Annotated in this window: 8 protein-coding genes and 1 pseudogene; 8 read left to right on the forward strand and 1 reads right to left on the reverse strand. The window is 73.0% G+C overall.

What is annotated here, in order from left to right:
• Window position 1: 1 nt before the first annotated feature.
• On the reverse strand, window positions 2-1,120 hold the full coding sequence (serC, locus tag NP777_RS12955; protein ID WP_256650277.1) for a phosphoserine transaminase: 1,119 nt from the start codon (window positions 1,118-1,120) through the stop codon (window positions 2-4).
• 281 nt (window positions 1,121-1,401) lie between these two features.
• On the opposite strand from serC, the gene NP777_RS12960 reads away from it, so the two are divergent.
• The 8 genes and pseudogenes from NP777_RS12960 to NP777_RS12990 all read left to right on the forward strand — a co-directional run bounded on the left by NP777_RS12960 (window position 1,402) and on the right by NP777_RS12990 (window position 13,741).
• The gene (locus NP777_RS12960) at window positions 1,402-4,554 is read left to right on the forward strand and encodes an FAD-binding and (Fe-S)-binding domain-containing protein (RefSeq protein WP_256650278.1); all 3,153 of its coding nucleotides are present in this window, start codon (window positions 1,402-1,404) and stop codon (window positions 4,552-4,554) included.
• A gap of 216 nt (window positions 4,555-4,770) precedes the next feature.
• Window positions 4,771-6,405, forward strand: a complete 1,635-nt coding sequence (locus NP777_RS12965) for an alpha/beta hydrolase (protein ID WP_256650279.1) — start codon at window positions 4,771-4,773, stop codon at window positions 6,403-6,405.
• Between the two features lie 226 nt (window positions 6,406-6,631).
• On the forward strand, window positions 6,632-6,895 hold the full coding sequence (locus NP777_RS12970; protein WP_256650280.1) for a hypothetical protein: 264 nt from the start codon (window positions 6,632-6,634) through the stop codon (window positions 6,893-6,895).
• Entirely contained in the window at window positions 6,895-7,128 is a 234-nt protein-coding gene (locus tag NP777_RS48490) for a PIN-like domain-containing protein (RefSeq protein ID WP_391858504.1), read from the forward strand. The genes NP777_RS12970 and NP777_RS48490 overlap by 1 nt, the downstream gene beginning before the upstream one ends.
• A 191-nt stretch (window positions 7,129-7,319) precedes the next feature.
• Window positions 7,320-8,099, forward strand: a pseudogene (locus tag NP777_RS12975) (TIGR03084 family metal-binding protein); the annotation flags it as partial.
• Between the two features lie 254 nt (window positions 8,100-8,353).
• Window positions 8,354-10,054: an acyclic terpene utilization AtuA family protein gene (locus tag NP777_RS12980; protein WP_256650281.1), complete on the forward strand. Its 1,701-nt coding sequence runs from the start codon at window positions 8,354-8,356 to the stop codon at window positions 10,052-10,054.
• Between the two features lie 79 nt (window positions 10,055-10,133).
• Window positions 10,134-11,732 carry an acyl-CoA carboxylase subunit beta gene (locus tag NP777_RS12985; protein ID WP_256650282.1) on the forward strand — a complete coding sequence of 533 codons (1,599 nt, stop codon included), beginning with the start codon at window positions 10,134-10,136 and terminating at the stop codon, window positions 11,730-11,732.
• Between the two features lie 11 nt (window positions 11,733-11,743).
• Complete coding sequence (locus tag NP777_RS12990) at window positions 11,744-13,741, forward strand: ATP-binding protein (protein WP_256650283.1); 1,998 nt, start codon at window positions 11,744-11,746, stop codon at window positions 13,739-13,741.
• Window positions 13,742-13,766: the final 25 nt, after the last annotated feature.

Below are 13,766 nucleotides of genomic sequence, written 5' to 3' on the forward strand. Positions count from 1 at the left end.
CTCAGAGGTGCTCGATGACGTAGTCCACGCACGCCGTCAGCGCCTCGACGTCCGCCGGGTCCACGGCCGGGAACATCGCCACCCGCAGCTGGTTGCGGCCCAGCTTGCGGTACGGCTCGGTGTCCACGACGCCGTTGGCCCGCAGCGCCTTGGCGACCGCGGCGGCGTCGATCTCCTCGTTGAAGTCGATCGTGCCGACGACCTGCGACCGCTTGGCCGGGTCGGCCACGAACGGGGTGGCGAACTTGGACTCCTCGGCCCAGCCGTACAGCGTGCGCGAGGAGGTCGCGGTGCGGCGCACCGCCCAGTCCAGACCGCCCTGGCCGTTGATCCACTTCAGCTGGTCGTCGAGCAGGAAGAGCGTCGCCAGCGCCGGGGTGTTGTACGTCTGGTTCTTCAGCGAGTTGTCGATCGCGGTCGGCAGCGAGAAGAACTCGGGGACGTGCCGGCCGGAGGCGTGGATCCGGGCGGCACGCTCCAGCGCGGCGGGCGAGAAGACGCCGATCCACAGACCGCCGTCCGCCGCGAAGGACTTCTGCGGCGCGAAGTAGTAGACGTCCGTCTCGGCGATGTCGATGGGCAGACCGCCCGCGCCGGAGGTGGCGTCCACCAGCACCAGCGCGCCCTCGTCGGCGCCGGCCACCCGCTGGATGGGCATGGCGACACCGGTGGAGGTCTCGTTGTGGGTGAAGGCGTAGACGTCCGTGCCGCTCTCGGCGCGCGGCTCGGGGTGGGTGCCGGGGTCGGAGGTGATCACCGTGGGCTCCTCGAGCCACGGCGCCAGCTTCGCCGCCTTGGCGAACTTCGAGGAGAACTCGCCGAAGGAGAGGTGCTGGGACTTGGTGTCGATCAGCCCGTGGGTCGCGATGTCCCAGAAGGCGGTGGATCCGCCATTGCCCAGGATGACCTCGTACCCTTCCGGGAGTTGGAAGAGCTCGCGCACCCCTTCGCGTACGGCGCCGACCAGGTTCTTGACCGGGGCCTGGCGGTGGGAGGTGCCCAGCAGGGAGCTTCCGGTCGCGGCCAGGGCGCTCAGCGCCTCGGTGCGCACCTTGGAGGGGCCCGAGCCGAAGCGTCCGTCGGCGGGCTTGATGTCATCGGGAATCCGGATCTCAGCCACGAGCCGAAGCCTAATCCGTCGGCCGCCGCGGCCCGACCGTCCGTCCAGCGGGTGAGACGGTATGTCCACATCCTGTTGACGCTCGAGGATGTGCCGGTATAGGGGCCGATCGCGGGACATGGCAGCCGTAAGGCGGCCATGCGAGTCATGCGGTCCATGCGAGTCATGCGGGCCATGCGGTCCATGTGGGCCATGCATGGCGGCCATGAGGCGGCCACGAGGCGGCCATGAATCGGAATGGGACATTCTCAAGGGCCGCCTCGCCGTGGACCATGGAGGGCATGGCTGATCACCACGCAGACGAGCTGGAGCAGGCGCTGCGACGAGCCGTTCGCGGGGACGTCTCCTTCGATACGGCGAGCCGGGCCCTGATGACCATGGACGCGTCGAACTACCGGCGGGTGCCCGCCGGGGTGGTCGCGCCCCGCGACGCCGACGATGTGGCGGCGGTGCTGGCCGTGTGCCGGGAGCGCGGGGTGCCGGTGGTCCCGCGCGGCGGCGGGACCTCGATCGCGGGCCAGGCCACCGGGCTCGGCGTCGTCCTCGACTTCACCCGCCATATGAGGGGCATCCGCTCGCTCGACCCCGAGCGGCGCACCGCCGTCGTCCAGCCGGGCGTGATCTGCGACGACCTCCGTACGGCGGCCGGCGCCCATGGGCTGACGTTCGGCCCCGACCCGTCCACCCACAGCCGCTGCACCCTCGGCGGCATGATCGGCAACAACTCCTGCGGCTCCCACTCCGTGGCCTGGGGCACCACCGCCGACAACGTTCACGAGCTGGACGTCCTCACCTACGGCGGGGAGCGGGTGCGCGCCGCCCAGGGCCTCCACGACCTGCCCGCCCGGCTCCGTGACGGCATACGGTCCCTGGCCGGTCAGCATCTGGCCCTGCTGCGCACCGGCTTCCCCGAGCTGCCCCGCCGGATCTCCGGCTACGCCCTGGACGAGCTGCTGCCCGAGAAGAACGCCGACCTCGCCCGCGCCCTCACCGGCAGCGAGGGCACCCTCGGCGTGATGACCGAGGCGACCGTAAGGCTGGTGGAGGCGCCCGGCGCCCGCGCCCTGGCCGTGCTCGGCTACCCCGACGAGAGCGCGGCGGCCGAGGCCGCGCACACCCTGCTGCCGTACGGGCCGCTGACCGTCGAGGGCATGGCCGCCGACCTGGTCGCCGGGACGACCGGGCTGCCCAAGGGCGGCGCCTGGCTGTTCGTGGAGGTCGGCGGCGCCACCCGCGAGGAGGCGCTCTCCCGCGCCCAGGAGGTGGCCCGCGCCGCCGCCGAGGCGACCACGGACCACACCGTGGTCGCCGACCCGGCCGGGCAGCGCGCCCTGTGGCGGGTGCGCGAGGACGCCTCCGGGACCGCCACCCGACTCCGTACTCCGGGTGGGGCGGACGGCAGCGAGGCCTGGCCCGGCTGGGAGGACTGCGCGGTGCCGCCGCCCCGGCTCGGCGCGTATCTGCGCGACTTCCGCGCCCTGATGGCCCAGCACGGGCTGCGCGGGACGCCGTACGGGCACTTCGGGGACGGCTGCATCCACGTCCGTATCGACTTCGACCTGCTGACCGAGCCCGGCATCCGGGTCTTCCGCGCCTTCTCCGCCGACCTCGCCGATCTCGTCGTCGCCCACGGCGGCTCGCTCTCCGGCGAACACGGCGACGGCCTGGCCCGCGCCGAGCTGCTGCCGCGCATGTACGGGACGGAGATGGTCGGCCTCTTCTCCCGCTTCAAGGACCTGTGGGACCCGGAGGGCGGCCTCAACCCCGGCGTCCTGGCCCGCCCGCAGCGCCTGGACCAGAACCTGCGCTTCGATCCGCTGCCCAGGCGCCCGGTGGACGTCGAGTTCGGCTATCCGCACGACAAGGGCGACTTCTCGGCGGCGGTCCGGCGCTGTGTGGGCGTCGCCAAGTGCCGTAACGAGTCGGTGTCCGGCGCCGGGGTGATGTGCCCGTCGTACCGCGTGACCGGCGAGGAGAAGCACTCCACCCGCGGCCGCGCCCGGCTGCTGCACGAGATGCTCGCGGGCGAGGTCGTCCAGGACGGCTGGCGCTCGGAGGAGGTACGGGACGCCCTCGACCTGTGCCTGTCCTGCAAGGGCTGCCGCAGCGACTGCCCGGTGGAGGTCGACATGGCCACCTACAAGGCGGAGTTCCTGCACCACCACTACGAGGGCCGGGTGCGCCCCGCCGCCCACTACTCGATGGGCTGGCTGCCGGTCTGGCTGCGCGCCGCCGCCGCCCTGCGGTCGGCCCCCGTGCTCAACGCACTGGCCGGGGTGAGCCCGCTCGCCACCCTGGCCAAGCGCATGGGCGGCATCGCCCCCGAACGGGACATCCCGGAACTGGCCAGCGAGCCCTTCACCCGGTGGTGGCGAGAGCGGACCCGCGCGGCGGCGGCACGAAGCGCCGAGCCCGCGGCGGGGCCCGGGGCTGGGTCCGGGGCCGGATCGGGGGCTGGATCGGGGGCTGGATCGGGGGCTGGATCGGGGCGGCGGCCCGGCGGACTCCTGGGCGGGGCCGGGGGCGCTACGTCGGCCCCGGCGGGGCGGGCGGACGCGGCGGGACGGGCGGACGCGGACCAGACAGCGGGGGTGGCGGCCCTGGGCCAGGAGGCGGGCCGTGCCACGGGGGCACCCGCAGGGCCCGCGGCCCAGGACGGGGAGGCGGGCCGTGCCACGGAGGGACCGGCAGGAGGACCCGCGGCCGCAGGCCAGGCGGCCGGGCACGGGCGGACCGTCGTCCTGTGGCCGGACACCTTCACCAATCATCTCTCCCCGTCCGTCGGCCGGTCGGCGGTCGCCGTACTGGAGGCGGCGGAGCTACGGGTGGTCGTCCCGCCCAAACCGGTCTGCTGCGGCCTGACCTGGGTCTCCACCGGCCAACTCGACCGCGCCCGCGCGGTCATGCGGCGCACCCTGGACGTCATGGCCCCGGCCCTGGACGCCGGGCTGCCCGTCGTCGGCCTCGAACCCAGCTGCACCGCCGCCCTCCGCACCGACCTCCCCGAACTCCTCGGCGGCGACCCGCGCGCCGCGCGGCTGGCCGAGTCCGTGTCGACGTTCGCCCAGGCGCTGGAGCGGTACGCCCCCGACTGGCAGCCGCCGAGGGTGGACCGTCCCGTGGTCGGCCAGACCCACTGCCACCAGCACGCCGTCCTCGGCGACGCCGCCGAGCGCCGCCTACGCGAACGTGCGGGCCTTACGGGCGCGTTGAGCGGCGGCTGCTGCGGTCTGGCGGGCAACTTCGGCTTCGAGGACGGGCACTACGAGGTCTCGGTGGCCTGCGCCGAGGAGCAACTGCTGCCATCCGTAAGGGCAGCGGAACCCGGCACGGAGGTCCTGGCGGACGGCTACTCCTGCCGCACCCAGCTGAACCAACTGGCAGGCCGGAAGGGACGCCACCTGGCAGAGATCCTGGCGGAACGGCTGCCCTGACCCACGAGCCCCGCCGCCCACGGTCCCGCAGCCTTTTCCGGGCACGGGGCCGTGGGTGACCGCGAGCGGTCGGTCTGGTGCAACTGAAGGGCTACCGACGGCTGTTGCGTCATACCCCGGAGGTAGGGGAGGTACAGCCCGGCGGGGGATCCGTACGCGTATCCGGTTCCTGAAAGATCTTTCCTGTCCGAACATGCGACCGGAAGGATCGATATTGTGCGCAGACAACGTCTCGCGCCCCTGTTGGCCGTGAGTGTCACGGCAACGCTGGCTCCCGCGCTCGCCACCTCGACGGCCACCGCCGCTCCGGCCGTCACCCCGTCGACTGCCTCCTCGACCGCCCCCACGGGCGAGCTGGACCGGTATGTGAAGCAGAAGCCGCGGTGGAAGCGGTGCGAAGGCGACTCTCCGGCGGAGTTGGAGTGCGCCACGATCAAGGTCCCACTGGACTACCGGGTTCCCGGGGGCAAGCGGATCGACTTGGCCATATCCCGGATCAAGAGCACCGCGCCCGGTAAGCGGCACGGTGTCCTGTTCTCCAACCCCGGTGGCCCGGGAGGACGGGGGCTCTACATGCCGCTGGGGATGCAGGACAAGCTCCCCGAGTCGGCACAGCAGAAGTACGACCTCATCGGCTTCGACCCGCGCGGTGTGGGGCAGAGCAGCCCGGTTTCCTGCGATCTGGAGCCGGAGGAGGAGAACTGGCTTCGGCCGTACAAGGAGGAGACGTTCGACAAGGACGTCGCCTGGGCGCGCGAGGTCGCGAACAAGTGCAAGGAGAAAGCGGGCGATACGCTCCCGTACTTCACCACGCGCAACACCGCGCGCGATATGGATCTGATCCGGTCGATCCTCGGTGAGAAGAAGATCTCGTACGTGGGTTACTCGTACGGCACCTACCTGGGTGCCGTCTACACCCAGCTCTTCCCGGGCCGTGCCGACCGGTTCGTGCTGGACAGCGCGGTCGATCCGGCGCGTGCCTGGCGGGGGATGATCCAGTGGTGGGCGGAGGGCGCCGAGCCCGCGTTCGACCGGTGGACCGAGTGGGCCGCCGAGCGTTCGGAGAAGTACGGCCTCGGTAAGACCCCGAAGCAGGTCGACCGGACCTTCTGGGATCTGGTCGCGCAGGCCGACGAGAAGCCCATCGAGGTAGACGGGCAGCCGACCACCGGTGATGACATCCGCAGCGGTATGCGAGAGGCGGTCTTCAGCCCGAAGTACGCCACCGAGGGGGTCGTGGAGCTGAAGAAGGCCGCAGCCGGCAAGCCCGCCTCCGCCAAGAAGCTCGCGGCGTTCGCCGGATCCGAGGGGGCCGGGACCGCGGGCGCCGCCGCCGATGCCGCCGAGGTGCCGTCCGACAACATGACGGCGAGCTTCTGGGCCGTGGTGTGCGGCGACAACTCGGCCGCGTGGTCCCGCGATCCTGAGAGCTACCGGCAGGACGCCATCGAGGACAAGGGCCGTTACCCGCTCTACGGTGACTTCGCCTCCAGCATCAAGCCCTGTGCGTTCTGGGACAAGTCCATGGAACCGGCGACCGAGGTGAACAACAAGGTCGGCTCCCTGGTCGTCCAGAACGAGTGGGACTCGCAGACCCCGCTGCCCAGCGGCCAGGCACTGCACGCCGACCTGAAGGGCTCGAAAATGGTCACCGTCCTCGGCGGCGAGGGCCACGGCGTCTACCCGAACGGCAACGCGTGCACGGACGGCACGGTCACCGACTACCTGCTCACCGGCAAGCTCCCGGCCAAGGACGTGACGTGCGAGGCGACGGCCGACTCGAACGCGGAGGCACGGAAGAACCAGAAGCGGGACGTACTCCCCGGGTCCCCGCTCCCGGAACGTTTCTGAGCCCGGTCGCATGGCCCATCGCCGTATGGCCCATTGCCGCATGACCCATTGAAGACGGGGCGGGACCTCCTGGCGGGGGTCCCGCAGCCCCGCCCCCGGGACGGAACCGTGGGCGTAGGAACAGTCCAACACTCCTACGGGTGAACCGTGGGCCGACTGTGCGCCGCACCCGAGATCGCTCTCGCTGGTGTCCGAGGCCCGGCCTACCGTGGGGTGAACAGGCGCCGTGCTCCGGCCGGTCAAGCGCGGCCGGCCCTCGATCCCGTTCGTGGCGGTCGTCGAAGCGTATGTGCTCCGGTCGCTGCGCGATTATCTGAGCATGCCCAAGATCCGCGAAGCGGCCGAAGCGGTGCCCTTGGCGTTCGGCGACGAGTACGGGCTGGCCACCCGCCGGATCGCCACCGACGGTGTCGACATCTTCGTGGAAGACGGGGGCGGCGACCTGGCCCGTGCCCGCGACGGTCAGCGGCCCATCAGGAGGGATGGCTGATCCGCCACCTCGGCGAGGTATACGCCGACGACGAGCAGCACGTTCCGGATGAGGAGTGGATCGCCCATGGATTGGGCCAGGGGTGGGCTCCGCTGACCCAGGACGAACGCATCCGGTACCGCGCACATGAGCGCGGGGCTCTCGCCGACGGGGACCAGCCTCTGTTCTATCTGAGCAAGAAGGACCTGCTGATCGTGGACAAGGTGCGTGGGCAAAGTTCTGCGGCAACCTGAATGTTCAGCGTTCCGAGTCGATCAGCACTAGTCGGCGTGCCCTGACGGGCCGTCCCAACCAGCTGAATCATGCAAGCGTGCTTGATTGTTTCTCGCCGCGCTGCCACCCTCGCTCGACGAGACGTCAACAAGAGGCGTCGACGAGGCATGAGGAAGCCGACACACGGCTGGCCCGACGACGGGAGCGACGCGTGTCCGAGACGGAGGCTCTGCTCGGCGATCTGCGGGCGGAGGGGGACGAGTTGGACGGCCTGGTGGCCGGGCTCGGGGGCGCGGCGTGGCGGACGCCGACGCCCGCGCCCGGGTGGACCATCGCCCATCAGATCGCCCATCTGGCCTGGACCGATGAGCGGGCCGTACAAGCCGCCGAGGACCCCCAGGGGTTCGCCGACGAGGTGCGCCGGGCGTGGGCCGCCCCGGACGCGTTCGTGGACGAGGGCGCGGAGCGTGGGGCGGCCGAACCGCCCGAGGTGCTGCTGGCCCAGTGGCGCGAGGGGCGGGAGCGGTTGCTCCGGACGCTGGCCGCGCAGCCGCCGCGCGCCCGGCTGCCGTGGTACGGGCCGCCGATGAGCGTGATGTCCATGGCGACCGCCCGGTTGATGGAGACCTGGGCGCACGGCCAGGACGTCGCCGACGCGCTGGGCGTGCCCCGGACTCCCACCGCCCGGCTGCGCCATGTGGCCCGGATCGGGGTCCGGGCGCGGGGCTACGCGTACGCGGCGCGGGGGATGGAGCCGCCCGCCGACGAGTTCCGGGTCGAGCTCACCGCACCGGACGGGGAGTTGTGGACGTACGGGCCGCAGGACGCGGCCCAGCGGGTGACCGGGCCCGCGCTGGACTTCTGCCTGCTGGTGACCCAGCGGGCGCACCGTGACGACCTGGCCCTACGGGCCGAAGGGCCGGACATGGACCGCTGGCTGGACATCGCCCAGGCGTTCGCGGGCCCGCCCGGCAAGGGCCGCGCCCCGGGGCAGCGGACGGGCCATACGGTCGGTGGTGCGGAACGCTTGGTGGCGGGCAGCCCTGAGCACCCGGCGGGCGGTAGTCCGCTCGGTGGCCGCCCGGCAGGCGCCGCCGCGGGAGGCGACCGTGTGCCCGGCGGCAGCCCGTCAGGTGACCCGGCGACAGGTGACCGCGCGTCAGGCCACCCTGCGACAGGCGGCAGCCCGTCCGGCGGTAGTCCGCTCGGTGGCCGCCCGGCAGGCGCCGCCGCGGGAGGCGACCGGTGACGGCGGCGTCCTCACCGCTCCGGATCGGCAACGCCTCCGGCTTCTACGGCGATCGCTTCGACGCGTTGCGCGAGATGCTCACCGGTGGGCCCCTGGACGTGCTGACCGGTGACTACCTCGCCGAGTTGACCATGCTCATCCTGGGCCGCGACCGCGCCAAGGACCCCGCGCGGGGCTATGCCACCACCTTTCTGCGCCAGCTCGAGGACACCCTGGGGCTCGCCATGGAGCGCGGCGTACGGCTCGTCACCAACGCGGGCGGGCTCAATCCGGCCGGGCTGGCGGACGCGATCCGCAAGCTCGCCGAGCGGCTCGGGATCGGCTGCCGGGTGGCCCATGTCGAGGGCGACGACCTGCTCGGCGCCCACGACTGGGGGGCGGGTGTGGTCACCGCCAACGCCTATCTCGGCGGCGCCGGGATCACGGCCTGTCTGCGCGGTGGCGCGGACGTGGTGGTCACCGGGCGGGTGACGGACGCCGCGCTGGTGACGGGCCCGGCCGCCGCGCACTTCGGATGGGCCGCCGACGACTGGGACGCGCTCGCCGGAGCCGTGGTCGCCGGGCACATCCTGGAGTGCGGTACCCAGGCGACCGGCGGCAACTACTCCTTCTTCGCCGAGCACGACGTCCGCCGCCCCGGCTTCCCCCTCGCCGAGATCCACCCCGACGGCTCCAGCGTGATCACCAAGCATCCGCACACCGGCGGCGCCGTCACGGTCGGGACCGTCACCGCCCAGCTCCTCTACGAGACGGCGGGCGCCCGCTATCCGGGCCCGGACGTCACGGCCCGGCTGGACTCGGTGCGGCTGGTCCAGGACGGCCCGGACCGGGTGCGCGTCCACGGCGTACGGGGCGAGGCGCCGCCCCGCACCCTCAAGACCGGGCTGACCCGGCTCGGCGGCCACCGCAACGAGGTGGTGTTCGTGCTCACCGGCCTGGACATCGAGGCCAAGGCGGCGCTCGTACGGGACCAGATGGAGGGGGCGATGGCCAAGCGCCGCCCCGCCGAGGTCCGCTGGGCCCTCTCCCGTACCGACCACCCCGACGCGGCCGTGCAGGAGGAGGCGAGCGCGCTGCTGCGGCTGGTGGTGCGCGACCGGGACCCGGCGGCGGTGGGGCGGGTGATCAGCGGCGCGGCCGTCGAACTGGCCCTCGCCAGCTACCCCGGCTTCCATGTCACCGCCCCGCCCGGAAAGGGCTCCCCTTACGGCGTCTTCGAGGCCGTCAGCACTCCGGCCGACACCGTGCCGCACACCGCCGTACTGCCCGACGGCTCCCGGCTGTCCGTTCCCCCGGCGCCCACCACGCCCGCCGCCGTAGGCCCGGTGGACGAGGCTCCACCGCCGCCCCCGCTGCCGCCGGGCCCCACCCGACGCGCCCCGCTCGGCGCGGTCGCCGGGGCCCGCAGCGGCGACAAGGGCGGCAGCGCCAACATCGGCGTCTGGGCGCGCGGTGAGGACGCCTGGCGCTGGCTGGCCCACACTCTCACCACCGACCGGCTGCGGGAGCTGCTCCCGGAGACGGCCGAACTGAACGTCACCCGCCATCCGCTGCCCCGGCTGCGGGCCCTGAACTTCGTCGTGGACGGTCTGCTCGGCGAGGGCGTCGCCGCGCAGGCCCGCTTCGACCCCCAGGCCAAGGCCGTCGGCGAATGGCTGCGCTCCCGCCATCTGGACATACCGGAGGTACTGCTGTGACCCCCCGTTCCGGCCCCCGGGCCACGGCCGTCGGCGATGGGCCGCCCGCTCGCCGCCTGGACATACCGGAGGTACTCCGGTGACCGTGCTCGCGTCCGCGCTCGACCCCGCAGGCGCCGACCACGCGGCCCATCGGGAGGCGATGCTCGCCAAGCTCGCCGAGTTGGAGGGCGAGCACGCCAAGGCGCTCGCCGGGGGCGGTGAGAAATATGTCCAGCGCCATCGCAAGCGCGGCAAGCTGCTGGTCCGCGAGCGGATCGAGATGCTGCTGGACCCGGACACCCCGTTCCTGGAGCTGTCGCCGCTGGCGGGCTGGGGCAGCGACTATCCGGTGGGGGCCTCGATCGTCACCGGCATCGGGGTGATCTCCGGTGTGGAGTGCCTGATCAGCGCCAACGACCCGACCGTGCGCGGCGGGGCCAGCAACCCCTGGACGCTCAAGAAGGCGCTGCGCGCCCATGAGATCGCGCACGCCAACCGGCTGCCGCTCGTCAGCCTCGTCGAGTCCGGCGGCGCCGATCTCCCGTCCCAGAAGGAGATCTTCATCCCCGGCGGGGCGATGTTCCGCGATCTGACCCGGCTGTCCGCCGCCGGAATCCCCACGATCGCCGTGGTCTTCGGCAACTCCACCGCCGGAGGCGCGTACATCCCCGGGATGTCCGACCACGTCATCATGGTCAAGGAGCGCTCCAAGGTCTTCCTGGGCGGTCCGCCGCTGGTGAAGATGGCCACCGGTGAGGAGAGCGACGACGAGTCGCTGGGCGGCGCCGAGATGCACGCCCGCACCTCCGGGCTCGCCGACTACTTCGCCACCGACGAGCCCGACGCGCTGCGCCAGGCCCGCCGGGTGGTCGCCCGTCTCAACTGGCGCAAGGCGCACTCCGATCCGGGGCCCGCCGAACCGCCGAAGTACGACGCCGAGGAGCTGCTCGGCATCGTGCCCAGCGATCTGAAGGTCCCGTTCGATCCGCGCGAGGTGATCGCCCGGATCGTCGACGGCTCGGACTTCGACGAGTTCAAGCCGCTGTACGGGCGCAGCCTGGCCACCGGCTGGGCCGCGCTGCACGGCTATCCGGTCGGGGTCCTGGCCAACACCCAGGGGGTGCTGTTCAGCGAGGAGTCGCAGAAGGCCGCGCAGTTCATCCAGCTCGCCAACCAGCGCGACATCCCGCTGCTCTTCCTGCACAACACCACCGGCTACATGGTCGGCCGGGACTACGAGCAGGGCGGGATCATCAAGCACGGCGCCATGATGATCAACGCCGTCTCCAACTCCCGGGTCCCGCATCTGTCGGTGCTCATCGGCGCCTCGTACGGCGCCGGTCACTACGGGATGTGCGGCCGGGCGTACGACCCCCGCTTCCTCTTCGCCTGGCCCAGCGCCAAGTCCGCCGTGATGGGCCCGCAGCAGCTCGCCGGGGTGATGTCGATCGTCGCCCGGCAGTCCGCCGCCGCCAAGGGGCAGCCGTACGACGAGGAGGCCGACGCCGCGCTGCGCGCCATGGTGGAGCAGCAGATCGAGTCCGAGTCGCTGCCGCTCTTCCTCTCCGGGCGGCTCTACGACGACGGCGTCATCGATCCGCGCGACACCCGCACCGTGCTCGGCCTGTGTCTGTCCGCCCTGCACACCGCGCCGGTCGAGGGCGCGCGTGGTGGCTTCGGCGTCTTCCGGATGTGAGTGAGGAACCCGTGATCCGTTCCCTCCTGGTCGCCAACCGCGCCGAGATAGCCCGGCGTATCGCCCGCACCTGCCGTGACCTCGGCATCGCCACCGTCGCGGTGCACTCCGACGCGGACGCCGACGCGCCCCACGCGCGCGAGGCCGACTCCGCCGTAAGGCTGCCGGGCGACGCCCCGGCCGACACCTATCTGCGCGGCGATCTCCTGGTGCAGGCCGCCCTGGCCACCGGGGCCGACGCCGTCCACCCCGGCTATGGCTTCCTCTCGGAGCACGCCGACTTCGCGCGTGCCGTAAGGGGAGCGGGGCTGGTGTGGGTGGGGCCGCCGCCCGAGGCGATGGAGGCCATGGCCTCCAAGACCCGCGCCAAGGAGATCATGCGCAAGGCGGGCGTGCCGCTACTCGATCCGCTCGACCCGGCCGAGGTCACCGTTGGCGATCTGCCCGTGCTGGTCAAGGCGGCGGCGGGCGGTGGCGGCCGGGGCATGCGGGTGGTGCGCGAGCTGGCCGCGCTGCCCGCCGAACTCGACTCCGCCCGCGCCGAGGCGGCCTCCGCCTTCGGCGACGGTGAGATCTTCGTGGAGCCCTATATGGAGGGCGCCCGCCATGTCGAGGTCCAGGTGCTCGCCGACACCCATGGCACCGTATGGACCCTCGGCACCCGCGACTGTTCCCTCCAGCGCCGCCACCAGAAGGTCATCGAGGAGGCCCCGGCCCCTGGCCTTGACGAGGAACTGCGGCGCACCCTGGCCGAGTCGGCGGCGAACGCGGCGCGGGCGATCGGCTACGAGGGCGCGGGCACGGTGGAGTTCCTGGTCTCGCCCTCGGGGCGGGCGTACTTCCTGGAGATGAACACCCGCCTCCAGGTCGAGCACCCGGTCACCGAGGAGATCCACGGCCTCGACCTGGTGGCGCTCCAGCTGCGGATCGCGGAGGGGGAGCGGCTCGACGCCGAGCCTCCGGCGCCCCGGGGGCACGCGATCGAGGCGCGGCTGTACGCCGAGGACCCGGCGCGCGACTGGCGGCCGCAGACGGGGATCCTGCACCGGCTGGAGATCCCCGGGCTGCGGGTGGACTCCGGGCCGGACGGCGGCGACGCGATCGGCGTCCACTACGACCCGATGCTGGCGAAGGTCATCGCCGTGGCCCCCACCCGGGCCGAGGCGGTGCGGCGGCTGGCCCATGGGCTGGAGCGGGCCCGGATCCACGGCCCGGTGACCAACCGGGAGCTGCTCGTACGGGCGCTGCGCCACCCGGAGTTCGAGGCGGGCCGTATGGACACCGGGTTCCTCGAACGTCATCTGCCCGAGCTGACCGCCCCCTCCGATGACGACGAGGCGGCCCCGCTCGCCGCCCTCGCCGCCGCCCTGGCCGACGCGGCGCGGCGGCCGGCGACGGCGACGGTGGCGGGGCGGCTGGGCGGCTGGCGCAACGTGCCCTCCCAGTCGCAGCTGAGGAGCTACCGCGCGGAGCCGGGCGGCATCGAGCACGAGGTGCGCTACCGCCTCACCCGCGACGGGATGCTCGCGGAGGGCTTCTCCGACGTCCGGCTGCCGGCGGCCGAGCCGGGGTGGGCCGCCGAGCCGGGGCGGGGCGCCGAGCCGGGGCGGGACGCCGAGCCCGGACGGGACGCCGAGCCGGCGCGGGTCGTCCTCGTCGTGGCCGGGGTCCGGCGGACGTTCGAGGTGACGGCCTATGGGGACCGCCGCTACGTCGACACGCCCCGGGGCGGCCATGTGTTCACCGCGCTGCCCCGCTTCCCCGACCCCACGGCCCGCACCGAACCGGGCTCGCTGCTGGCGCCCATGCCGGGCACGGTGGTGCGGGTCGCCGAGGTGGCGGTCGGGGACCGGGTCGAGGCCGGTCAGCCCCTGCTGTGGCTGGAGGCCATGAAGATGGAGCACCGCGTGACGGCGCCCGCCGCCGGGGTGCTCACCGCCCTGCACGCCGCCCCCGGCCGCCAGGTCGAGGTCGGAGCCCTGCTCGCCGTCGTGGCGGCGGGGGAGTGACCCGGCCCCGTAGTACACCGTGCGG

Origin of the sequence: Streptomyces rugosispiralis (assembly GCF_024505145.1) — a bacterium.
In the GTDB taxonomy this organism is placed as follows: Bacteria; Actinomycetota; Actinomycetes; order Streptomycetales; family Streptomycetaceae; genus Streptomyces; species Streptomyces rugosispiralis.

Coding starts and splice junctions, on each gene's coding strand:
- NP777_RS12960 (WP_256650278.1), top strand. CDS start 1,402: ATGGCTGATCACCACGCAGACGAGCTGGAGCAGGCGCTGCGACGAGCC.